The following is a 22,110-nucleotide window of genomic DNA, read 5'->3' on the forward strand; positions in this document are numbered from 1 at the left end:
TGTACTGCCGGCTTTTTATTTCGGATGCTTCGCGGCGTTCAGCCGACGATCCGACTAGCAGTCTCTGATTTTTGTGGGGATCGGCAGATCAACGTTTAGCGGGCGGCGAAAACGCCTGACCCTGGCCACTTATACCTGCCGCGGCTCCAGCGACACGTGGAGCCTCAAGGAACTATCCGGTGGAGTCATGCCTCTGCTCTCCTTCTGTTCGTTGTGACTGTCGTCATCGAAGCGCTCATCGCATACCCTGCAGCGTTTCGCAGGCTGGCCCTAGGCCGCGAGGCCATCGAAAGACGGCCGGCTTCGTTGACGTTTGGAGTCTGCCCCCATGGCGCAGGGACGTCAACCTTGAATAGCCGATTTACCGAAAAATGTGATCGCGAGACGCTTTGTGAAGCCGGCTGCACGGGCAGCTTTTGTCAGGAGCGTGTTCGGCCTTTGTTCTTTCCGCTTGCCCGTTCGCGCGAAAGACGGTTAAACGCTTTGGTCGAGAGTTGTGGCGTCTCTCGAAAAGGCGGCGAAATTACCTACATAGGGGGTGGTCGGGAAAACCCGCCCATCCCACGAATTCCAGATTCTGAGGCGGCGACCGGCGATGGCCGACCATAAATATCTTTCCATTCGCGGGGCACGCGAACACAATCTGAAGAATGTCGATCTCGACCTGCCGCGTGACAGCCTGATCGTCATGACCGGGCTGTCGGGGTCCGGCAAGTCGTCGCTTGCCTTCGACACCATCTATGCCGAAGGCCAGCGCCGCTATGTCGAGAGCCTTTCGGCCTATGCACGGCAATTCCTCGAAATGATGCAGAAGCCGGACGTCGACCAGATCGACGGCCTGTCGCCGGCCATCTCCATCGAGCAGAAGACCACCTCGAAGAACCCGCGTTCGACGGTCGGCACTGTCACCGAGATCTACGATTATATGCGGCTTTTGTTCGCCCGCGTCGGCATCCCCTATTCGCCGGCCACCGGCCTGCCGATCGAGAGCCAGACGGTTTCGCAGATGGTCGACCGGGTGCTTGCGGTCGAGGAAGGCACCCGGCTGTTCATTCTGGCGCCGATGGTGCGCGGCCGCAAAGGCGAGTACCGCAAGGAACTGCTCGAGCTGCAGAAGAAGGGCTTTCAGCGCGTCAAGGTCGACGGCGTCTTCTATGAGATCGCCGACGTCCCGGCGCTGGACAAAAAGTACAAGCACGACATCGACGTCGTCGTCGACCGCATCGTCGTGCGCGGCGATCTGGCGACGCGGCTCGCCGACTCCATCGAGACCGCGCTGAAGCTGGCCGACGGACTGGCGGTGGCCGAGTTCGCCGACAAGCCGCTCGACGCCAGCCGAACCGGCGAGGATTCGGTCAACAAGTCGAAGAACGAGACGCATGAGCGCATGCTGTTCTCGGAAAAGTTCGCCTGCCCGGTATCCGGCTTCACCATTCCCGAGATCGAGCCCAGGCTGTTCTCGTTCAACAATCCGTTCGGCGCCTGCCCGACCTGTGACGGTCTCGGCAGCCAGCGCGCCATCGACGCCAGCCTGGTCGTGCCCGACGAGAATGTCTCGCTGCGTGCCGGCGCCGTCAGCCCGTGGGCGAAGTCGACCTCGCCCTATTATGCGCAGACGCTGGAAGCGCTGGGCGTTGCCTATGGCTTCAAGCTTGGCGACAAGTTCAAGGATTTGAGCGAGGAGGCAAAGCAAGCCATCCTGCACGGCACCGGCGAGCGCGAAATCACCTTCCACTATGATGACGGCCTGCGCTCTTACAAGACGACCAAGACCTTCGAGGGCGTCATTCCCAATCTCGAGCGCCGCTGGAAGGAAACCGAATCAGCCTGGATGCGCGAGGAGATCGAGCGTTTCATGTCGGCCACGCCTTGCCCGGCCTGCCGCGGCTATCGGCTGAAGCCGGAGGCGCTCGCGGTCAAGATCGCCGGCAAGCACATCGGCGAGGTCACCGAGCTGTCGATCCGCAAGGCCGACCAGTGGTTCACCGATCTGCCTGCTTCCCTCAACGACAAGCAGAACGAGATTGCGGTGCGCGTGCTCAAGGAGATCCGCGAGCGGCTGCGCTTCCTCAACGATGTCGGGCTTGACTATCTGACGCTGTCGCGCAACTCCGGCACGCTGTCGGGCGGCGAAAGCCAGCGCATTCGCCTCGCCTCGCAGATCGGCTCCGGCCTGACCGGCGTCCTCTACGTGCTGGACGAGCCGTCGATCGGCCTGCACCAGCGCGACAATGCCCGCCTGCTCGACACGCTGAAGCATCTGCGCGACATCGGCAACACGGTGATCGTCGTCGAGCATGACGAGGACGCCATCCTGCATGCCGACTATGTCGTCGACATGGGCCCGGCTGCCGGCATCCATGGCGGCCACATCATCGCCCAGGGGACGCCGCAGCAGATCATGGCCACCCCCGCCTCGATCACCGGCAAATACCTGTCTGGCGAACTCGAAGTGGCGGCGCCTTCGGTGCGGCGTGAGGCCAAGAAGAACCGGCGGCTGAAGATCGTCGGCGCACGCGGCAACAATCTGAAGAACGTCACCGCCGAACTTCCGCTCGGCACCTTTACCGCGGTCACCGGCGTGTCCGGCGGCGGCAAGTCGACCTTCCTGATCGAGACCTTGTTCAAGGCGGCGTCGCGCCGCATCATGGGCTCGCGCGAGCATCCGGCCGAGCACGACCGCATCGAGGGGCTGGAATTCCTCGACAAGGTCATCGACATCGACCAGTCGCCGATCGGGCGCACCCCGCGCTCCAATCCCGCCACCTATACCGGCGCCTTCACGCCGATCCGCGACTGGTTCGCCGGCCTGCCGGAAGCCAAGGCGCGCGGCTACCAGCCGGGGCGCTTCTCGTTCAACGTCAAGGGCGGCCGCTGCGAGGCGTGCCAGGGCGACGGCGTCATCAAGATCGAAATGCACTTCCTGCCCGACGTCTACGTCACCTGCGACGTCTGCCACGGCAAGCGCTACAACCGCGAGACGCTCGACGTCCTGTTCAAGGGCAAGTCGATCGCCGATGTGCTCGACATGACGGTCGAGGAAGGCGTCGATTTCTTCGCCGCCGTGCCCGGCGTGCGCGACAAGCTGGAGACGTTGAACCAGGTCGGCCTCGGCTACATCCATATCGGCCAGCAGGCGACGACTTTGTCGGGCGGCGAGGCACAGCGCATCAAGCTCGCCAAGGAACTGTCGCGCAAGGCGACCGGCAAGACGCTCTACATCCTCGACGAGCCGACCACCGGCCTGCATTTCCACGACGTCGCCAAGCTGCTCGAAGTGCTGCACGAGCTGGTCGACCAAGGCAACACGGTCGTCGTCATCGAGCACAATCTCGAGGTGATCAAGACCGCCGACTGGGTACTCGATCTCGGCCCCGAGGGCGGCGACGGCGGCGGCGAGCTGGTGGCGTCCGGCACGCCGGAGGACATCGCCCGCGAAAAACGCAGCTATACCGGGCAGTTCCTGAGGGAGTTGCTGGAACGAAGGCCCGGGGGTAAGCGCGAAGCGGCGGAGTGAATGAGGACTGGCTAGCGTTTGGAAGAACCTTCAAATGAAGATCAGAAGAGCGTTTGCCGGTGATTTTGATGCTGTCGTCCGGCTGACCGGCGCCGCCTACGCGCCCTACACCGCCTTGCTCGGCGCCACCGATCCCTGTCACCGAAGACTATGCGCTGCGCATCGAACGCGGCGAGGTCTGGCTTTCAGAGCAAGATGGACAGCCGGCCGGCCTGGTCGTTCTCGAACGGCACCCAGACCATACGATGATCTTCAGCGTCGCCGTCGCGCCGGCCTTTCAAGGCAAGGGTTTCGGCGTCGCGCTGCTCAACTGGGCCGAGGAACAGACCCGCCTGTGGAGCTTGCCCGAGGTGCGGCTCTATACCAATGCCAGGATGGAACGGAACATCGCACTGTACAAAGCCCATGGCTTTCGCGAAACGGGTCGTCGGCCCAATCCATACCGGCCAGGATGGACGATCGTCGACATGGCCAAAGCCGTCCAGACGACCGCCATCGCCTGATCTTTTCAAACCGGGAGGACGACAATGACTCAATCAGGAACAATCCGCGCCGGCATGGGCGGCTGGACCTTCGAGCCGTGGGACACGTCCTTCTACCCGGACAAATTGTCGAAGGCCAAGCAGCTGCATTATGCCAGCCGGCAGGTGCCGACCATCGAGGTCAACGGCACCTATTATTCGAGCTTCAAGGAACCGACCTTCGTCAAATGGGCCAACGAGGCGCCGGACGGTTTCGTCTATTCGCTGAAGGGCAACCGCTTCGTCACCAACCGTCGCGTGCTCGGCGAGGCCGGCGAATCGGTGATGCGCTTTCTCGGGTCGGGTGTCGCAGCACTTGGCGACAAGCTCGGGCCGATCCTGTGGCAGTTCGCGCCGACCAAAAAATTCGACCCGGACGATTTCGAAGCCTTCCTCAAGCTGTTGCCGGAAAAGCAGGACGGCGTTGGGCTGCGCCACGCGGTCGAGGTGCGCAACGATAGCTTCGTCGTGCCGGAATTCGCCGCGCTGGCCCGCAAATACAACGTCGCGGTCGTCTATGCCGACCATGCCAAATATCCAGCGATCGCCGACGTTACCGGCGACTTCGTCTATGCCCGGCTGCAGACCGGCAGCGACGACAATCCCGACTGCTACACGCCGAACGGGCTCGACGAATGGGCAGCCCGGGCAAAGGTCTGGGCGGAAGGCAAGGTTCCCGCCGACCTGCCGCGCGCCGATCCTTCGACGGACGCGCCGGTCAAGCCACGCGACGTGTTCGTCTACTTCATCACCGAGGGCAAGGTCCGCGCTCCATTCGGCGCCATGGCGCTGATGAAGCGGGTCACGGGCTGACGACCCCGAATTGTGACATCTTCATCACCATCGTAACCTTATCGATACCTCCTTGCTGCATGAATCCGCGGAGCTAGGGCAGCCGCGGGTTAGGGCATGTCGCTCGACTACCACTCACTTCTGCTGGCTGTCGGTTTTTCCGCCGCCTGCCTGAGCCTGACGCTGTTCGGCATCTGGCTGACCGCGCGAACCGAAAAGTTCCTGCTGACATGGGCGATTAGCGCTTTGTTGATCGTCGGCGACGTTTTCATCTACGAGGACTATATCGAGACGCCCGGACGCATCCTCGGCATCGCGACGTTTGCCCTGCTCCTGGTTGGGTTCTCGACCATACTGGGCGCCGCCTATCAGTTCAGAACCGGCCGGTCGCCGATCCCGCTGACGGTTCGCGGCAGTTGCATCTCGCTTGCCCTGGCGCTGCCGCCGATGGCGTTCGGCTATGACGGTCTCGGCTTCATGTTCGAAAATCTTCTTGCCGCCCTGCTTTTGTTTGCAACGGCCTATCAGTACTGGATCGGGCGCGCTGAAGCCCCCGTCCCGATCATCGGCCTCGCCGCGCTCTACTCGACCACGGCCATGTCCTTCGTGCTGTGTGCCATGGCTCTTGCGTGGGACGGGAAGCTGATTCTTGGACATGCGCCGAGCAACTGGGCCGAGGATCTGAGCCTCGTCATCGTCATTGCCGGCATGACAGGCATCGGCGCCCTTTCGCTGGCGCTCAACCAAGGCCGTCTAGCCCGGCATCACCGTCTGGATGCACTGACCGATCCGCTGACCGGCCTTCTCAACCGGCGTGCCCTGTTCGATCTCAATGGCGGCGCCCCGATCGGGGCGTTCACGGCAGTGGTCGTGTTCGACATCGACGGTTTCAAGGCCATCAACGACGAATTCGGCCACGCCACGGGCGATCAGGTGCTGAAAGTGTTCGCCGAGGAACTGCTCGAGAATCTTCGCCCGACCGATGTCGCCGCGCGCTTGGGCGGAGAGGAATTCGCGCTGGCTCTGAAGCGGACCCTGCCCGAAACAGTGGAATTCACCGCCGAGCGTATACGTACCGCCTTCGCTGCCCGCGTCATTGCGACCGAAACCCGTCCGCTGACATGTACGGTCAGCGCCGGATACGCTTTCGGCAGCAAGGACGGCATGAGTTTCGACAAGGTGCTCAGTGCCGCCGACAAGGCGCTCTATGCCGCCAAGCGCGGCGGTCGCAACCGCGTCGCGGCCGCCACGCTCCGACTGGCAGGCTAGCCGCTCGGCAGCACAGGGTAATCGGCCTCAGCTAGTCCTCATGCCGCCATGACGATCTCATTGTAGGCATCGAGATCGACGTAGAAGACCTTGGTGATCTCCGCGATCAGCTCGTCGTGGTCGTATCCGTGAGATTTCAAAATGTTGATGGCGGTCATGATGTCGACGCGCTCCGTGAGCCGTCGTTTCTGGTAGTCCTCGACGTAACGTTCCATCAGCTTCCCTGATGCCCGAAAAGTTGAAATAACAGTCAGATCGCAGGAAGGAAGCCGCTCGCATGAAGCGTGATGGCGCGGCCCGCACCTTCCTCTGATCTGCCAATTGAGACTGATACGGAAAGCGGCCGACTCACCAAGGCCAAGCAAAGCCTAGCATGCAATCTTCGGCGCGCCAGGGTTGCAAAGTAATAGAATCAATAAGAATTCAGACAGTCAGGAATTTGCGGACATCCGCGCGGTCGAGATCCTCGGCCGGGCCGGTATGGACGATCTGGCCGCGGTCCATGATGTTGACCTCATCAGCCAATTCCCGGCAGAAATCGAGATACTGTTCGACCAAAAGCACGGCGATGCCGGCCTGGTCGCGCAGATAGCGGATGGCGCGGCCGATGTCCTTGATGATCGACGGCTGGATGCCCTCGGTCGGTTCGTCGAGCACCAGCAGCTTCGGCCGCATCACCAGTGCCCTGCCGATGGCAAGCTGCTGCTGCTGGCCGCCGGAAAGGTCACCGCCCCTGCGACCGAGCATCTGCTTCAGCACCGGAAACAGCTCGAAGACGTGACCGGGAATGTTGCGGTCGGCGCGCTTCAGCGGCGCGAAGCCCGATTCGAGGTTTTCCCGCACCGTAAGCAGCGGAAAGATCTCCCTGCCCTGCGGCACGAATGCGATGCCCGACCGGGCGCGATCATACGCCGCGCTCCGGTCGAGCGCCTTCCCCTCGAAGGCAACGCTTCCGCTCGTCAGCCGGTGATGGCCGACGATCGATCTCATCAAACTGGTCTTGCCGACGCCATTGCGGCCGAGCACGCAGGTGATCTTGCCGGCGCCGGCTTTCAGCGAGACGCCGCGCAGCGCCTGGGCGGCGCCGTAATGTAGCGTGGCATTGGAGACTTCGAGCATGATCAGCGCTTTCTCCAACGCCTGAAGAACGAAAGGTCGAAATGATGGAACGGAACCCGCCAGACCATGCTCATCTCCCCAGATAGACTTCGACGACACGTTCGTCGGCCGAAACGAAGTCGAGCGAGCCCTCGGAAAGCACCGAGCCTTCGTGCAGGCAGGTAACTTTGACGCCGAGCTCGCGCACGAAATGCATGTCGTGCTCGACGACGATGACCGAATGGTCGCGCGCGATATCCCTAAGCAACCGCGCGGTTTCCTCGGTCTCGGCGTCGGTCATGCCGGCGACAGGTTCGTCGACGAGGAGCAGCTTCGGATCCTGCGCGAGCAGCATGCCGATCTCGAGCCATTGCTTTTGGCCATGGCTCAAACTGGCGGCGAGCTCGTCGCGCTTGTCGCCAAGCCGGATGATGCCGAGAATGTCGTCGATCTGCCGCGCCTCGACGGCCGAGCGGCGATGGAACAGCGCCGGGAAAATCGAACGCGGGCCTTTCAGCGCCAGCATCAGATTGTCCTCGATCGTATGGCTTTCGAAGACGGTCGGCTTCTGGAATTTACGGCCGATGCCCATCATGGCGATCTTGGCCTCATCGTGTTTGGTCAGATCGACCTCGCCGTCGAAGAAAACTTCGCCCGCATCGGGCCGCGTCTTGCCGGTGACGATGTCCATCATCGTCGTCTTGCCAGCGCCGTTGGGGCCGATGATCGCCCGCATCTCGCCCTTGTCGAGCACCAGCGACAGATTGTTGATGGCGCGAAAACCATCGAAGGAAACCGAAACGCCGTCGAGATAGAGGATGGTATTGCTCTTCGACATCAGGCCTTCACTCCGCAGGCTGCGGTTCGGCGCCGGAGGCCGACCAGTCGCCCGGCTTTCTTGCCGCCGAGCGATCGGTTTTCGGCGGCACCGGCGCGTCGGGATCGATGCCGGCTTCCTCGGCGACCGAGGCTGCCCGCATCGCCTTGGCATTGCCGCGCCAGGAATCCCACATGCCGATGATGCCCTTGGGCAGGAACAGCGTGACGGCGACAAACAGCCCGCCCAGCGCAAACAGCCAAAACTCCGGCAGCACGCCGGTGAACCAGGATTTACCGGCATTGACCAGAAGCGCGCCGACGATCGGCCCGACGATGGTGCCGCGCCCGCCGACTGCCGCCCATACCACCACCTCGATCGAATTGGACGGTTCGAACTCACCCGGGTTGATGATGCCGACCTGCGGCACGTAAAGCGCGCCGGCGATGCCGGCCATGACAGCCGACACGGTGAAGGCGAACAGTTTGACGTTCTCCGCGCGCCAGCCGAGAAAGCGAGTGCGGCTCTCGGCGTCGCGGACTGCCATCAAAAGCTTGCCGTATTTGGAGCCGACGATTGCCCAGGTGACGAAGACGGCAGACGCGAGCATGACGGCGCTGGCCGCGAACAGCGCCGAGCGCGTCATGTCGGCCTGCACGTTGAAGCCAAAAATGTCCTTGAAATCGGTCAGGCCGTTATTGCCGCCGAAACCCATGTCGTTGCGGAAAAAGGCAAGCAGCAGCGCATAGGTCATCGCCTGGGTGATGATCGACAGATAGACGCCGGTGACGCGGCTGCGGAAGGCGAACCAGCCAAAGATGAACGCGAGCAGGCCGGGCACCGCAAGGACCATGACCGCGGCAAACCAGAAATGGTCGAAACCATACCAGAACCACGGCAATTCCTTGTAGTTCAGGAACACCATGAAATCCGGCAGCAGCGGATTGCCATAGACGCCTCGCGAGCCGATCTGGCGCATCAGATACATGCCCATCGCATAACCGCCGAGCGCGAAAAAGGCGCCATGGCCGAGCGAGAGGATGCCGCAATAGCCCCAGACGAGGTCGAGCGCCAAAGCGAGCAGCGCGTAGCAGAGATATTTGCCGGTGAGCGCGACGATATAGGATGGCACGTAGAAGGAACTTGTCGGCGAGACCGCAAGGTTGAGCAGCGGCACGATGATGGCGACCGCCAGCAGGATGAAGATCGTGATGGCGATGCGGCGGTCGGCGCCGGCGGCGAAGAAGCGTCCCGTGATCATGCTTCCACCGACCTGCCCTTGAGCGCAAACAGGCCGCGCGGGCGTTTCTGGATGAACAGGATGATCAGCACCAGGACGACGATCTTGCCGAGGACTGCTCCGGCATAAGGTTCGAGGAACTTGTTGACGATGCCGAGCGAGAAGGCGCCGACCAGCGTGCCCCAAAGGTTGCCGACACCGCCGAAGACGACGACCATGAAGCTATCGATTATGTAGCCGCGGCCAAGGTTGGGCGAGACGTTGTCGATCTGGCTGAGCGCGACACCGGCGATGCCGGCAATGCCCGACCCCAATGCAAAGGTCAGGGCGTCGACCCACGGCGTCCTGATGCCCATCGAGGCGGCCATGCGGCGATTGGCGGTGACGGCACGCATCTGCAGCCCCCAGGGTGTGCGTTTCATCACGTAGAGCAGCACCGCGAACACGCCGAGCGCAAAAGCCAGGATCCAGAGCCGGTTCCAGGTCACGGCAAGCTGACCGATATCGAACGAACCGGACATCCAGGACGGGTTGCCGACCTCCTGGTTGGTCGGCCCGAAAATGGTGCGCACGGCCTGCTGCAGGATCAGCGAGACACCCCACGTCGCCAGCAGGGTCTCCAGCGGCCGGCCATAGAGGAAGCGGATCAGCCCGCGCTCGATGACAAGGCCGACGAGCGCCGCTACCAGGAAGGCCAGCGGCAGGGCGATGACCAGCGACCAGTCGAACAGGCCGGGAAAGGAATTGCGGATCACCTCCTGCACGACAAACGTCGTGTAGGCGCCAAGCATGACCATCTCGCCATGCGCCATGTTGATCACGCCCATGACGCCGAAGGTGATGGCGAGGCCGATCGCCGCCAGCAGCAGCACCGATCCGAGCGATATGCCGTACCAGATGTTCTGGCCGGCATCCCACAGCGCCAGCGTCGAATTGATGTTGGCGATCGCCGCCGTCGCCGCGTCCTTCACCGCACCTTCGGAATTGGCCTCTACCGACGTGAGCAGCGACACCGCATCGCGGTCGCCGCGCGCACCGATGAGTGCGATCGCCGCCAGTTTGTCGGCCTCCGGCCTGTCGGAAACGAGAACCGATGCTGCGCGGGCCTGTTCGAGCAGCGCCTTGACGCTTGCCACGCTCTCATTGGCGATCGCGGTGTCGAGCGGCTCGATGTTTGCCGCGTCCGGCGTCTTGAACATGGTGTCGGCGGCGGCAATGCGCACGGCGGAATCCTTGGAGCCAAGCGTCAGCGTCCCCAGCGCGTCGCGGATGACGCGGCGCAGCGTGTTGTTGACCTTGATCTTGGTGATGTCGGTCTTGGCAGCTTCGCCCGATTTTTCGCCGGTGAGCGCATCGAGCAGCTCGATGCTGTCGCCGCTCTCCTTACCGACAAAGACCAGTGAATCGGCCTTGCGGACGTAAAGGCTGCCCTCCGCAAGCGCGGCAAGCGGCCGTTCTACGGCCGGATCGCCGGAAGCCGCAAGCTCGCGCACGACGGCTTCGATCGCTGAAAAATTGGAGGCGGTGGCGAGTTTGGCGACGACCGCGCGCAGATCGGCTTCGCTGGCGTTCGACGGCAGCAGCATTCCAAGGAGGAGGAGCAGCATCAGGCCAATCGCGCGGATCAGGATCATCGGTTTCTGGTGGCTCTTGGAGGTTGAATGTCGCCTCCGGGCAGGCTGGAGGACGAGCCCGCCCGGAGGCTTTGCGGTCTGGGAGGACAGACCGGGAGGATCAGTTGGTTCCCTTGCCGCCGCATTTGCCGGTGGCAACATTGAAGTTGCCGCAGGACAGAGGCGCGCGCCAATCGGAGATCAGGTCCTTGGAATCAGGCAGATAGTCGGACCATTCGTCGCCCATCACCAGGCCCGGCGTCTGCGAGACGGTTTCGAACTGGCCGTCGGCCTGGATTTCGCCGATCAGCACCGGCTTGGTGATGTGATGGTTCGGCATCATGGTCGAATAGCCGCCGGTCAGGTTCGGCACCGAGATGCCGATCATGGCGTCGATGACCTTGTCCGGATCGGTGGTACCGGCCTTCTCGACTGCCTTCACCCACATGTTGAAGCCGATATAGTGGGCTTCCATCGGGTCGTTGGTGGTGCGCTTGTCGTTCTTGATGAATTTGTGCCAGTCGGCGATGAACTTCTCGTTCTCGGGCGTATCGACGCTCTCGAAATAATTCCAGGCGGCGAGATGGCCGACCAGAGGCGCGGTGTCGAGACCGGCAAGCTCTTCCTCACCGACCGAGAAGGCCATGACCGGAATGTCCTCGGCCTTGATGCCCTGGTTGCCGAGTTCCTTGTAGAACGGCACGTTGGCGTCGCCGTTGACGGTCGAGACCACCGCGGTCTTCTTGCCGGCCGAACCGAACTTCTTGATCGCCGAGACTTCGGTCTGCCAGTCGGAGAAGCCGAACGGCGTGTAGTTGACCATGATGTCTTCGGCAGCAACGCCCTTCGCCTTCAGATAGGCTTCGAGGATCTTGTTGGTGGTGCGCGGATAGACATAGTCGGTGCCTTCGAGCACCCAGCGCTTCACCGAACCGCCATCCTCACTCATCAGATAATCGACGGCCGGAATGGCCTGCTGGTTCGGCGCCGCACCGGTGTAGAACACGTTGCGCTCGCTTTCCTCACCCTCATACTGGACCGGGTAGAACAGGATGTTGTCGAGCTCGCTGAACACCGGCAGCACCGATTTGCGCGACACCGAGGTCCAGCAGCCGAACACCGCCGCGACCTTGTCCTTCGAGATCAGCTCGCGCGCCTTTTCGGCGAACAGCGGCCAGTTCGAAGCCGGATCGACGACCACCGCCTCGAGCTTCTTGCCGAGCAGGCCGCCCTTGGCATTCTGCTCTTCGATGAGCATCAGCATGGCGTCCTTCAGCGTCGTCTCCGAGATCGCCATGGTTCCCGACAGCGAATGGAGGATGCCGACCTTGATGGTGTCGTCGGCCGCCCTGGCGGGAACGCTCATCAGCAAGCCGGCCGTGACCACGCCGGCCGAAAACATTTTTGTTATTGTCGAGAAACTGCCCCTCATACTTTTAACTCCCAAACTGGTTAACTGCATCGGAACAGACCATGCAACGGCTGTGCCAATCACGGGAGCAAGATCGGAGGAATTGAGATTTCCCAGCCCTATCAGCGGGTTAATATATTAGCCGCAGAAGATGAACACCGCTCACCAGGTTTTGAATGAGAAACGACCACCCGCGTCAGCCTAAGTTTTACTCATATGCCAACAGATGACTTGTTTTTAGGCAACATCACATGAGCGCCGGCGAAGGATTGCGGCGCCGCAGCGAACTGGGGCAAGTTCGCCTCTCAAACGAGCGACGCCATGGCCTTCAGAACTTCTTGCATTTTCACCACCATGCTTCTGCTGGCGACGACGACCGCGGCGCGCGCCAACTTCAGCGACGGCAAGCTGCCGGACGGCACCTATCATTGCGAGGTCTATTTGCTTGGCATGTTTCTCAGCCTCGGCGACATCACCATCAAGGGAAACGTCTATAGCGGTCCGGTGAGCTTCGGCGCCGCCCCGCCGAGCCATAACTACCAGATGGACGCAGACGGGGTGATCACCTGGCTGGGTCCACTAGGCGGCTACACCAGCGGCGGCAACTCGATCTCGCTCACGCAAGCGACGCTGGACGGCGAAACCACCCCGTCCTTCGATGTCATCATGAAGCAGTCGGACGGAGCCTTTACTGCCTCGACCTGCACGAGGCGCTGAAAAAATTGCCGAACCCGGCAAGGTTCCGCGCCGGAAGGCAGCTCTAATTTGTGTGGCCCTCGCCCAAAGTCGAAAAGCAAATCGCGCCGAAGCAGAAAGCCGCCTAGCTCTCCGCCGCCACGTCGAGCGCCAGCCGCGTCATATCGGTGAAAAGCCCCTGGCGTTCGGAATAGTCGGTCTGCTCGCCGGTTGCCACATTGTCGACGACGGTCAGGATCGACAGCGCCCGGGCGTCGAAATCGGCCGCAATGCGGTAGAGCGCGCTGGTTTCCATGTCCACGGCGAGCGCGCCCTGTGCCTGTGCTTCGGCGAAGCGCTCGCGCCCCTGCGGATGATAGAAAATATCGCTGCAGATGGTCAGCCCGGCCCGATGATCGATGCCGAGCTCGGCGGCCCGGGCCAACGCCTGAGCCAACAATGCCGGATCGGGGCCGGCATCGGCACGGTAGAGCCCGAAACTCTGGCCGCTTTCTGAGCTTTCAGCGCGCACCGATTGCGCGATCACCAGGCTGCGCAGCACCAGCTCGGCGGTCAGCCCACCGCATGTGCCGGTACGGATCAGTGTTTCGCACCATAGAAATCCAGCAGCTCATGCACGTAGACCAGGAATGACGGGACGCCGATGCCGGTGGACTGAATGCTGACAGGCTTGCCGCGAAACAGGCCGGTAAAACCAAGCGCGCCGCGGCGGCGGTTGACGCAGCGCGGCGCCTCCAGAAAAGTCTGTGCCATCCATTCAGCGCGCTGCGGATCGCCCGGCAGCAGCACCGTGCTTGCGTACTCGCCCTTGCTTGCCTCGTTGTGTGGCGTCACGGCATGCTTTCCAAAACCCGTCGCCCGTTTCGCCTGCAATCATGGCAGTCTCACGACATTGCGCAAGCGGAGCATTGGAAGAGTCAGGATTCCAGCATGTCCTTTACGATTGTGGCCAATTGCTTGAGCGAAAACGGCTTCGGCAAGAAGCCGAAATGCGCGTCCGCCGGCAAGTTCTTGGCGAACGCGTCTTCCGCATAGCCGGACACGAAGATGAACTTGATGTCGGGCTGCCGTTTGCGCAATTCGCCAAGCAGCGTCGGGCCGTCCATTTCCGGCATCACTACATCGGAGACGACGATGTCGACCTTGCCGCCGAGCGCTTCGTAGACTTCAAGCGCCTCGACGCCCGAGGACGCCTCGTGGACGGTATAGCCGCGCGATTTCAGCGCCCGCATGCCGCCCATGCGCACGGCGTCCTCGTCTTCGACCAGCAGCACCGTGGCCGAGCCCGACAGATCCTTGGCTGAGTCGGCGATCTTGGCAGGTGCGGCCGGCACTTCTCCGGCCTCGCCCGCCTTTCTCGCCTCCGCAATGTGCCGCGGCAGGAAGATGCGGAACACGGATCCCTTGCCGACTTCGGAATCGCAGAAGATGAAGCCGCCTGTCTGCTTGATGATGCCATAGACCATGGACAGGCCAAGGCCAGTTCCCTTGCCAACCTCCTTTGTCGTGAAGAAGGGCTCGAAGATCTTTTTCAGCACATCAGGCGCGATACCGCTGCCGCTGTCCTCGACCTCGACCAGCACATAGTCGGCCGGAGTAAGTTCGCGATAGGAAAAGGTCTTGCATTCCCCGGCGCTGACGTTGCGGGTGCGCACGGTGAGGTCACCGCCGGCCGGCATCGCATCGCGCGCATTGACCGCCAGATTGACCACCACTTGCTCGAACTGCCCGATATCGACCCTGACCGGCCACAGGTCGCGGCCATGGTCGATCTTGAGCTTGATGTCGTTACCGACCAGGCGGGCAAGCAGCATCCTTAGATCGGCGAGCACGTCGGTCAGGTTGAGCACCTCCGGCCGCAACGTCTGCTTGCGCGAGAAGGCCAGCAACTGCCGCACCAACGAGGCCGCCCGGTTGGCATTCTGCTTGATGTTCATGATGTCCGGGAACGACGGATCGGACGGCCGGTGATTGGTCAAAAGCAGGTCCGAGGCCATGATGATGGCGGTCAGCACATTGTTGAAGTCGTGCGCGATGCCGCCGGCGAGCTGGCCCACCGCCTGCATCTTCTGGCTCTGCGCCATCTGGCCCTCGAGGGCCTTTTGCTCGGTGGTCTCGACGGCATAGACGATGGCCGATTCCTCGGCACCCTCGCCGCCGGTACCGTCTGCTACTGCATTGACGTAGAAGCGTATGTGGCGCTCCTCATTGCCGGGCAGCACCGTATCGATCGGTTCGATGTCAGCCTGTTGCTGGCGTGCCTTTTCGAATGCCGCGGCGAAAGCCGGCCGGTCGCGCTCGTGGATCACCGTATCCAGCCGCACACGCCGATCGACCGCGTCGCGGTCGACGACCGAGGAAAACAGCGACAGGAACGGCGCATTGGTGCGCAGGATGCGCCCGGCATGGTCGACGCCGGCTATCGCCATTGGCGTCGAATTGAAGAACCGCGTGAAGCGTATTTCCGAGGCGCGGAGGTCGGCCGAAGCATCCTCGCCTTGCGTCCGGTTGAGCACGATGGTGCGAGTCGGGCCGTTGAGGCCCTCTCGGCTGGCCGAAACACGATGCATGAAGCGCACCGGCAGCGCCTCGCCGGTCATCGTCGTCAGATCGAGATCGATAACGGCATTGCGCGTGGTACCCGCGTCGGCCTTGACCGAACGGACCAGCGCCATGCCGTCGCCGGCGACGATCTCCGGCAGCTTGATGGCGCCGGGGGTGAAGCTGGCCAGGTCGATGCCCAGCCACTCCGCAAGGGTCGCGTTGATATAGGTGACGCGGCCTTCCTGGTCAGCGGAAAAGAAACCGGCCGGCGCATGGTCGAGGTGATCGATGGCCTTTTGCAGGTCGAGAAAGAACCGCTCCTGCTCGGCCCGTTCCTGCGAGATATCGGCAAGCTGCCAGGCAAGCATGGGCAGCCGCTGGCCGGGAACGCTGAACGCGCGGGCACGAACGCGGTACCAGCGCGCGCCCGGTTCGGCGCCTGGCCGAATGGACTGGGCCAGCCGAAACTCGCCGTCGCCCGGCTGGCCGTCGCGCAGGCCCGACGCCAGCCGGTATATGGTCACCGAGGCCTCGGGAACGTCTGAAAGCAAACCTTCGACCGTCTTGAGGGCGGCCGCCGACTCGGCGCCCGTCATGTCGGCATAGGTCCGGTTGGCGTAGATGATGCGGCCTTTGGTGTCGGTGACCAGGAGACCTTGCGACATCGAATCGACGAAAGCTTTCGACAGTTCGTCGCTTGTCGAGCGCGGCGTGATGTGCACGAAGCCGATCGCAGTGGCGAACAGAAAGCCGACGCCGATCATCGCCAGCACGCCAAGCATGCCGAGCAGGAATGGATCGCCAAGTCGCTCGCGGAAAAGGCCGAAGACGATCGCTGCCCCTGTCAGGACGACGATGAAGACGATGAGCCGGGTGACCGCGCCCGGTCGCGTGTTCTGGTCGACGATAGGTACCGGATAGAAATCGCCGCGCGCTTCCTTGGCCATGTGCCCCCTGCTCGTGAATTCCGGTGTCGGTTGAATCATATTCTCAGGGTCGGGAAAAGGCCCGGCGGCAAATGTCCGCTAAAAATGACGCCGTTCGGCTCCCGGTGTTTCAAGCTGTTCACGAAGCGTGAAAGGCAACTTGCGGTGGCCTGCCGCAACAGTCTAGTGTCGCCTCTCTTCGAAAGCCGATTTTGGGGGAACCAATGCTGCAATGGCTGGATGGCGTGGCGGGTCCTGGTTATGCCGCAGCAATCCTGTGGACGTTTGCAGTACTTGTCCTTCTGCTCATCATTCTTCTCATCATCAAGCTGGTCCGCAGCCTGACATTCGGAACATTCGTCGCCGGCGGCAGGAACCGCAAGACGCGGCTGGCCGTCATGGACGCCACAGCGGTCGACAGTCACCGGCGGCTGGTGCTGGTGCGCCGCGACGATATCGAGCACCTGCTCTTGATCGGTGGCCCGACCGACGTCGTCGTCGAGCGCGACATCAGGCTCTCGGCGCTGCGCCGCCCGGCATTGACCGGAGACAACAGCCACCAGCCAGCAGCAAGGTCGGCTCAGACCACAGCCGCGCCGGTGAGGCAAGCGCCGCCGCAGCCGGCAAGTGCAGCCGCAACGCCCGTCCGAGCCCGCCAGACGGCGACAACCCCGGCAATAATGCCAGCACCGGCGCCGAAACCGGCATCGAACGTCACACCGTTGCCAAGTTATGGATCCGTCAACGCCAATGCCTCGCGACATGCACCGCCGCCGGCAAGACAGGACTCCCCGGCAAGATACGAGCCTCCGGCAAGGCACGAGTCCGCGACAAGACATGAATCGTCCCCGGCACGGCATGAGTCGATCGACGATGCGCTGATGAAGGAGCTGGAGGTTTCCCTCGACGAGCCACGCTTCAGCCAAACGCCGAGCAAGCCAGTGGCGAAGGCATCGCCCTCTCTCGACGACGAGATGACGAAGCTCCTCGGCGAGTTGTCCAATCAGAAAAGATAGGCTGATAGCGAACGGCCAATGAAAAATGGCCGGAAAACCGGCCATTTTGAACGCTTTACCGATGCCGCTGTTTTTCCCGCCGACTCAGTCGTCGCGGTAGACCTTCTCGCGCCGCTCATGGCGCTCCTGTGCCTCGATCGACAAGGTAGCGATCGGGCGCGCGTCGAGCCGCTTCAGCGCGATCGGCTCGCCCGTCTCCTCGCAATAGCCGTAAGTGCCTTCGTCAAGGCGCTGGAGGGCGGAATCGATCTTCGAGATGAGTTTTCGCTGGCGATCGCGGGCGCGAAGTTCGATGGCGCGGTCGGTTTCCGAGGAGGCGCGATCGGCGAGGTCGGGGTGGTTGGCGTTTTCCTGCTGCAGGATTTCGAGAGTTTCGCGTGCTTCGCGCAAGATGTCGTTCTTCCAGGTGACGAGCTTCAGGCGAAAGTAGGATTTCTGCCGCTCGTTCATGAACGGCTCGTCTTCGGAGGGTACGTAATCGGCGGTAACGATGTCGTTCATTCGACTCACCCAACAAACCCCAATTTTTGCGCCTATATATTCGCGGACCGAAAACTGCACAAGCTCAATCGACGACAGTTTCACGCATTTGTTTATGTGGGACAAACCGACATTGGCGACATCATTCGCATGAACGGCACGCCCGAATTCGCGCATGATTCATTATGCTTGACGGGCATCGGCATTGCGCGCGAAGCGCTTCTGATGGCTAATTCCAGCGGCCGCATTTGACCGGTCGGTACCCGACATATCGGGGGTTCCGTGACCAGACTTTACCTGCTGAGGCATGCAAAGGCCGGCTGGGCGCTGCCCGGCGTCCGCGACTTCGATCGCCCGCTCGATGCATCCGGCTTCGCCGATGCCGAAGCGATGGGCGTGCTGATGCGCGCCCGCAACTATCTACCGGACCTCACCCTTTGTTCCAGCGCCAGGCGTGCGCGCCAGACGCTGGAAAGCTTAGCGGGCTATGCGGACACGGGCCGGGTGCTGTTCTTTGACACGCTCTACAGTGACGATGCCGCCGGGTATCTGGCTACCATCCGGCAGAATGGCGGGCTGGGCCCCCTGCTCGTCATCGGCCACAATCCGATGATTGAGGATCTCGCCATGGCGGTCTCAGGCGATGGCGACGAGACCGCGCGGGCCATGCTGAACCACGGCTTCCCGACCTCCGCTCTTGCGGTGGTCCGGTTCAAAGGCAGTCTTGAAGAGGCTGCGCCGGGCGCCGGCTATCTCGAAGCCTTCCTGACGCCTGCCGATATCTGAGGCCATTTCAAAGCCGCGCATCAAAGCCTATATCGGAGCCTGACCGGCCCCGCGAGAACAGATTTTGGCATCATCGCTGACGACTTTCACCGACGAGGCGAAGATTGCCTTGGATACGTTGTCAGGCCGCGCTGCCGGGCTTTTCACTCCGTCGCTGCGTCTTGGCGTGACCGGGCTGTCCCGCGCCGGCAAGACGGTGTTCATCTCGGCCCTTGTGCACAATCTGGTCCATGGCGGGCGCTTGCCGCTGTTTGAGGCACAAAAATCGGGGCGCATCGCCCGGGCTTTTCTCGAAGAGCAGCCGGACGACGCCGTACCACGCTTCCAGTACGAGGATCACATCGCGGCTCTTGTCGACGACCGCCTCTGGCCGGATTCGACGCGTGCGATTTCCGAACTGAGGCTCACCATCGAATACGAAGCGGCCTCGGGCTGGAGCCGCATGTTTTCTGCCGGCAAATTGTCGGTCGACATCGTCGACTACCCCGGCGAATGGCTGCTCGACCTGCCGCTGCTCGGCAAGTCCTTCGCCGATTTTTCTCGCGAAGCCTTCGAGATGGCCGCGTTGCCGGTGCGTGTCGATCTTTCGCGGGAATGGCAGGCACTCTCCGCCTCCGTCGATCCGAACGCCGACGCCGACGAGATGGCGGCGCGGCGCCTCGCCGAGTGCTTCGCCGCCTACCTCAAGGCCTGCAAGCTCGACGAGCGGGCGCTTTCGACCTTGCCGCCCGGCCGCTTCCTGATGCCCGGCGATCTTGAAGGCTCGCCGGCGCTGACCTTCGCGCCGCTGCCGAAACTCGGCGCCGGGCGCGCCCGCTCCGGATCGCTGCAGGCGATGATGGAGCGGCGCTATGAGGCTTACAAGACGCATGTCGTCAAACCGTTCTTTCGCGAACACATCACGCGTCTCGACCGGCAGATCGTGCTCATCGACGCCTTACAGGCGTTGAATGCCGGCCCCGGCGCGATGGCCGATCTGGAACGCGCGGTCACCGAAATCCTGTCCTGTTTCCGTCCCGGCCGTGGCAACTTCCTGACCGACCTGTTTTCGAGGCGCATCGACCGCATATTGGTGGCCGCGACCAAGGCCGACCATTTGCACCACGAAAGCCACGACCGGCTGCAGGCGATCGTGCGGCGGCTTGCCGACCGCGCCGTGGCGCGGGCGAATTTCACCGGCGCCGACGTCGACGTCGTCGCCATGGCGGCCATGCGCGCGACCCGGGAAGGCACGGTCAAGCAGGGCCGCGAGACTTTGCCGATCATTATCGGCACGCCATTGCGCGGCGAAAAAATCAATGGCGAAACCTTTGACGGGAACACCGAAACGGCCATATTTCCCGGTGATTTGCCGGAGAAAGTTGATGCGGTGTTCGATGTTTCCGAATCGAAGCACCGGCAGAACAATGACGACCCGGCGATCCGCTTCGTGCGCTTTCGCCCGCCGAAACTCGAACGCACGGCCGAAGGCGTGACGCTGTCGCTGCCGCATATCAGGCTCGACCGCGCGCTGCAGTTCCTGATCGGAGACCATCTCGCATGAGCGCACCCCGCAGACCGGCGGCCTTTCGCATCGAGCCGGAGCCCCTGCCGAAGGAAGATCCGACGTCTCGCCATGCCGCGTCCGAGGCCGCGCCGGCGCGAAAGCCGCGTACCGTGAAGGCGGATCTTGCCGTGGTCATACCGGCGGAGATCGACGTCTTCGACGAGCCTGATATCGTCGCTGCCGAACCGCCGCCGGCGATTGCGCCGCGAAAACGTTCGCTGCTTGGCAGCCTGTTCTTCGGCGCGCTGGGCGTTCTGGTTTCGCTGGCCGTCGGCCTCTGGACCGACCAGCTGATTCGCGACCTGTTCGAGCGCGCCGAATGGCTGGGCTGGCTGGCCGCCGGAATGGCCGCGATCGCCATCCTGGCGCTTCTGGTCATCCTCGTCCGCGAATTCCTGGCGATTGCCCGCCTCGCCGAGGTCGAAAAGCTGCAGAAGCGGGCACTCGACGCGATTGCCCGCGACGATCCGAAGGCCGCGCGTGCCGTGGTCGACGAGTTGTCGGCCTTTGTCGCGGCCAAGCCCGAAACAGCGGCCGGCAGGCGCTCGCTGGCCGAATTGCGCGGCGAGATCATCGACGGCGGCAATCTGGTGCGCCTGGCCGAGACCGAGATCCTCGGCCCGCTCGACGCCCGCGCGAAGGTGATGATCCTCGATGCGGCGAAGCGTGTGTCGCTGGTAACCGCGGTCAGCCCACGCGCGCTGGTCGACGTCGCCTATGTCGTATTCGAAGCCGGCCGGCTGATTCGCCGCCTGTCGGAGCTCTATGGCGGCCGCCCGGGCACGCTTGGCTTCTTTCGCCTGGCGCGCAGCGTTCTCGCCCATCTGGCGGTCACCGGGTCGATCGCCGTCGGCGACAGTTTCGTCCAGCAGATCGTCGGCCACGGCCTCGCCGCCCGGCTGTCGGCGAAGCTTGGTGAAGGCGTCGTCAACGGCATGATGACCGCGCGCATCGGCATTGCCGCCATGGAAACCGCAAGGCCCCTGCCCTTTAACGCTGTCAGGCGGCCAGGATTGGGCGATTTCCTCTCCGCGCTGACCTCCTTTGCAGCAAAGAAAGAAAAAGAAACATCCGCTTCCGGAACGTGACTATCGCCTTCGGGTGACAAAGCATTAACCAATCTTGTTCATGGTCGGAGGCGTCCAAACCAGTCTCTTTGTTGCCGGGTGTCGTCGATGAAAAGCGTTATTCTGTCCAGCGTGCTGCCCGTGGCGCTCACGCTTGTCGCAATCGTCGGCATCGCCGGAAAGGCTTCGGCGGCGGAACCGGACAAGCAGTTCTTTCGATCGGTCGAAGGCAAATGGGTCGGCCCCGGAGAAATCGTTGCCGGCAAATACAAGGGCACGAAATTCACCTGCAGCTTCATCGGCTCGACGCCTGACGGCAAGGTCGGCATGTCGCTCGACGGCGGCTGCCGGGTCGGCATGTTCACCCAGCAGATGTCGGCAACGATCGAACACAAGGGCCGGCAGGGTTACAAGGGCAGCTTCATGGGCGGGGCCGCTGGCTCCGGCCTCGACATTATCGGTGGCAATGTCGTCGATGCGCACAAGGTGGTTTTCACCATCAATCGCAATCAGTTGCGCGGCGTGATGCAGGCGCTTGTCCCCGACGACAATTCGATGACGGTGACCGTTGCCGTGCGCGTCGACCAGCAACTGGTCCCGGTCATCGGCATGAAGTTGAAGCGGATCGATGCGGTAGAAGTTGGCTCCATCGCTCCGAACTGAGCCTCCGGCATAAAAAAGGCGGCAGCCAAGCGGCGCCGCCCTCTTTGACATGCACCTGGGCGCTCAGCCCTTGATCGCGGCAATCAGCTCGTCATAGGCCTTGCAGGC

General features: G+C 62.6%; 17 protein-coding genes and 2 pseudogenes. 10 read left to right on the plus strand and 9 right to left on the minus strand.

From position 1 onward, the window contains the following. Positions 1–595 precede the first annotated feature (595 nt). The 4 genes and pseudogenes from uvrA (at position 596) to NKI85_RS20825 (ending at position 6,099) form a co-directional block, all read left to right on the plus strand. Complete coding sequence (gene uvrA, locus NKI85_RS20810; protein ID WP_352777714.1) at positions 596–3,517, plus strand: excinuclease ABC subunit UvrA; 2,922 nt, start codon at positions 596–598, stop codon at positions 3,515–3,517. 34 nt (positions 3,518–3,551) lie between these two features. Then, positions 3,552–4,020 (plus strand): annotated as a pseudogene (locus tag NKI85_RS20815) (GNAT family N-acetyltransferase). 24 nt (positions 4,021–4,044) lie between these two features. Next, positions 4,045–4,851 carry a DUF72 domain-containing protein gene (locus tag NKI85_RS20820; protein WP_352777716.1) on the plus strand — a complete coding sequence of 269 codons (807 nt, stop codon included), beginning with the start codon at positions 4,045–4,047 and terminating at the stop codon, positions 4,849–4,851. A 96-nt stretch (positions 4,852–4,947) separates the two neighbouring features. Next, positions 4,948–6,099: a GGDEF domain-containing protein gene (locus tag NKI85_RS20825; protein ID WP_352523463.1), complete on the plus strand. Its 1,152-nt coding sequence runs from the start codon at positions 4,948–4,950 to the stop codon at positions 6,097–6,099. Positions 6,100–6,137: 38 nt separating this feature from the next. Here the strand turns inward: NKI85_RS20825 and NKI85_RS20830 are convergent, their stop codons facing one another. The 6 genes from NKI85_RS20830 to urtA all read right to left on the minus strand — a co-directional run bounded on the left by NKI85_RS20830 (position 6,138) and on the right by urtA (position 12,299). Further along, complete coding sequence (locus tag NKI85_RS20830; RefSeq protein WP_352523462.1) at positions 6,138–6,314, minus strand: hypothetical protein; 177 nt, start codon at positions 6,312–6,314, stop codon at positions 6,138–6,140. A gap of 208 nt (positions 6,315–6,522) precedes the next feature. Continuing rightward, positions 6,523–7,218, minus strand: a complete 696-nt coding sequence (urtE, locus tag NKI85_RS20835) for an urea ABC transporter ATP-binding subunit UrtE (protein ID WP_006202038.1) — start codon at positions 7,216–7,218, stop codon at positions 6,523–6,525. A 70-nt stretch (positions 7,219–7,288) separates the two neighbouring features. Continuing rightward, a complete protein-coding gene (urtD, locus tag NKI85_RS20840; RefSeq protein WP_352777719.1) occupies positions 7,289–8,035 on the minus strand; it encodes an urea ABC transporter ATP-binding protein UrtD in 747 nt (248 codons plus the stop codon). A gap of 7 nt (positions 8,036–8,042) precedes the next feature. Continuing rightward, positions 8,043–9,275 (minus strand): urea ABC transporter permease subunit UrtC, encoded by a 1,233-nt coding sequence (gene urtC, locus NKI85_RS20845; RefSeq protein WP_352523459.1) that lies wholly within the window; start codon positions 9,273–9,275, stop codon positions 8,043–8,045. Next, entirely contained in the window at positions 9,272–10,888 is a 1,617-nt protein-coding gene (gene urtB, locus NKI85_RS20850; protein WP_352523457.1) for an urea ABC transporter permease subunit UrtB, read from the minus strand. The genes urtC and urtB overlap by 4 nt, the downstream gene beginning before the upstream one ends. 100 nt (positions 10,889–10,988) lie before the next feature. Continuing rightward, positions 10,989–12,299, minus strand: coding sequence for an urea ABC transporter substrate-binding protein (urtA, locus tag NKI85_RS20855; RefSeq protein WP_352523455.1), 1,311 nt, complete (start codon positions 12,297–12,299; stop codon positions 10,989–10,991). A gap of 300 nt (positions 12,300–12,599) precedes the next feature. Here urtA and NKI85_RS20860 point away from each other — a divergent pair, with 300 nt between their 5' ends. Then, positions 12,600–12,995 carry a hypothetical protein gene (locus tag NKI85_RS20860; RefSeq protein ID WP_352523453.1) on the plus strand — a complete coding sequence of 132 codons (396 nt, stop codon included), beginning with the start codon at positions 12,600–12,602 and terminating at the stop codon, positions 12,993–12,995. Positions 12,996–13,098: 103 nt separating this feature from the next. Here NKI85_RS20860 and NKI85_RS20865 read toward each other — a convergent pair. Beyond that, positions 13,099–13,808, minus strand: a pseudogene (locus NKI85_RS20865) (purine-nucleoside phosphorylase). Between the two features lie 83 nt (positions 13,809–13,891). Next, positions 13,892–16,465 carry a cell cycle histidine kinase CckA gene (cckA, locus tag NKI85_RS20870; RefSeq protein WP_352523450.1) on the minus strand — a complete coding sequence of 858 codons (2,574 nt, stop codon included), beginning with the start codon at positions 16,463–16,465 and terminating at the stop codon, positions 13,892–13,894. A 203-nt stretch (positions 16,466–16,668) separates the two neighbouring features. On the opposite strand from cckA, the gene NKI85_RS20875 reads away from it, so the two are divergent. Then, positions 16,669–17,460: a hypothetical protein gene (locus tag NKI85_RS20875; protein ID WP_352777722.1), complete on the plus strand. Its 792-nt coding sequence runs from the start codon at positions 16,669–16,671 to the stop codon at positions 17,458–17,460. An 84-nt stretch (positions 17,461–17,544) separates the two neighbouring features. On the opposite strand, the gene dksA is transcribed toward NKI85_RS20875, so the two are convergent. Next, positions 17,545–17,961, minus strand: a complete 417-nt coding sequence (gene dksA / locus NKI85_RS20880) for an RNA polymerase-binding protein DksA (RefSeq protein WP_023717816.1) — start codon at positions 17,959–17,961, stop codon at positions 17,545–17,547. 261 nt (positions 17,962–18,222) lie between these two features. On the opposite strand from dksA, the gene NKI85_RS20885 reads away from it, so the two are divergent. From NKI85_RS20885 to NKI85_RS20900, 4 genes are all read left to right on the plus strand, one after another. Then, a complete protein-coding gene (locus NKI85_RS20885) occupies positions 18,223–18,726 on the plus strand; it encodes a SixA phosphatase family protein (RefSeq protein WP_352523447.1) in 504 nt (167 codons plus the stop codon). A 64-nt stretch (positions 18,727–18,790) separates the two neighbouring features. After that, the gene (locus tag NKI85_RS20890; RefSeq protein ID WP_352523445.1) at positions 18,791–20,269 is read left to right on the plus strand and encodes a YcjX family GTP-binding protein; all 1,479 of its coding nucleotides are present in this window, start codon (positions 18,791–18,793) and stop codon (positions 20,267–20,269) included. Then, positions 20,266–21,360 carry a YcjF family protein gene (locus tag NKI85_RS20895; RefSeq protein WP_352523444.1) on the plus strand — a complete coding sequence of 365 codons (1,095 nt, stop codon included), beginning with the start codon at positions 20,266–20,268 and terminating at the stop codon, positions 21,358–21,360. Before NKI85_RS20890 ends, NKI85_RS20895 begins: the two co-directional genes overlap by 4 nt. A gap of 87 nt (positions 21,361–21,447) precedes the next feature. Continuing rightward, positions 21,448–22,002: a hypothetical protein gene (locus NKI85_RS20900; protein ID WP_352523442.1), complete on the plus strand. Its 555-nt coding sequence runs from the start codon at positions 21,448–21,450 to the stop codon at positions 22,000–22,002. The last annotated feature ends 108 nt before the right edge of the window (positions 22,003–22,110 follow it).

It is taken from the genome of Mesorhizobium sp. M0571 (assembly GCF_040320985.1).
Classification (GTDB): Bacteria; Pseudomonadota; Alphaproteobacteria; order Rhizobiales; family Rhizobiaceae; genus Mesorhizobium.

What these genes read in the sequence shown, in the direction of transcription:
- uvrA (WP_352777714.1), top strand. Translation starts at nt 596, where the DNA reads ATGGCCGACCATAAATATCTTTCCATTCGCGGGGCACGCGAACACAAT.
- NKI85_RS20820 (WP_352777716.1), top strand. Translation starts at nt 4,045, where the DNA reads ATGACTCAATCAGGAACAATCCGCGCCGGCATGGGCGGCTGGACCTTC.
- NKI85_RS20825 (WP_352523463.1), top strand. Translation starts at nt 4,948, where the DNA reads ATGTCGCTCGACTACCACTCACTTCTGCTGGCTGTCGGTTTTTCCGCC.
- NKI85_RS20830 (WP_352523462.1), bottom strand. Translation starts at nt 6,314, where the DNA reads ATGGAACGTTACGTCGAGGACTACCAGAAACGACGGCTCACGGAGCGC.
- urtE (WP_006202038.1), bottom strand. Translation starts at nt 7,218, where the DNA reads ATGCTCGAAGTCTCCAATGCCACGCTACATTACGGCGCCGCCCAGGCG.
- urtD (WP_352777719.1), bottom strand. Translation starts at nt 8,035, where the DNA reads ATGTCGAAGAGCAATACCATCCTCTATCTCGACGGCGTTTCGGTTTCC.
- urtC (WP_352523459.1), bottom strand. Translation starts at nt 9,275, where the DNA reads ATGATCACGGGACGCTTCTTCGCCGCCGGCGCCGACCGCCGCATCGCC.
- urtB (WP_352523457.1), bottom strand. Translation starts at nt 10,888, where the DNA reads ATGATCCTGATCCGCGCGATTGGCCTGATGCTGCTCCTCCTCCTTGGA.
- urtA (WP_352523455.1), bottom strand. Translation starts at nt 12,299, where the DNA reads ATGAGGGGCAGTTTCTCGACAATAACAAAAATGTTTTCGGCCGGCGTG.
- NKI85_RS20860 (WP_352523453.1), top strand. Translation starts at nt 12,600, where the DNA reads ATGGCCTTCAGAACTTCTTGCATTTTCACCACCATGCTTCTGCTGGCG.
- cckA (WP_352523450.1), bottom strand. Translation starts at nt 16,465, where the DNA reads ATGGCCAAGGAAGCGCGCGGCGATTTCTATCCGGTACCTATCGTCGAC.
- NKI85_RS20875 (WP_352777722.1), top strand. Translation starts at nt 16,669, where the DNA reads ATGCTGCAATGGCTGGATGGCGTGGCGGGTCCTGGTTATGCCGCAGCA.
- dksA (WP_023717816.1), bottom strand. Translation starts at nt 17,961, where the DNA reads ATGAACGACATCGTTACCGCCGATTACGTACCCTCCGAAGACGAGCCG.
- NKI85_RS20895 (WP_352523444.1), top strand. Translation starts at nt 20,266, where the DNA reads ATGAGCGCACCCCGCAGACCGGCGGCCTTTCGCATCGAGCCGGAGCCC.
- NKI85_RS20900 (WP_352523442.1), top strand. Translation starts at nt 21,448, where the DNA reads ATGAAAAGCGTTATTCTGTCCAGCGTGCTGCCCGTGGCGCTCACGCTT.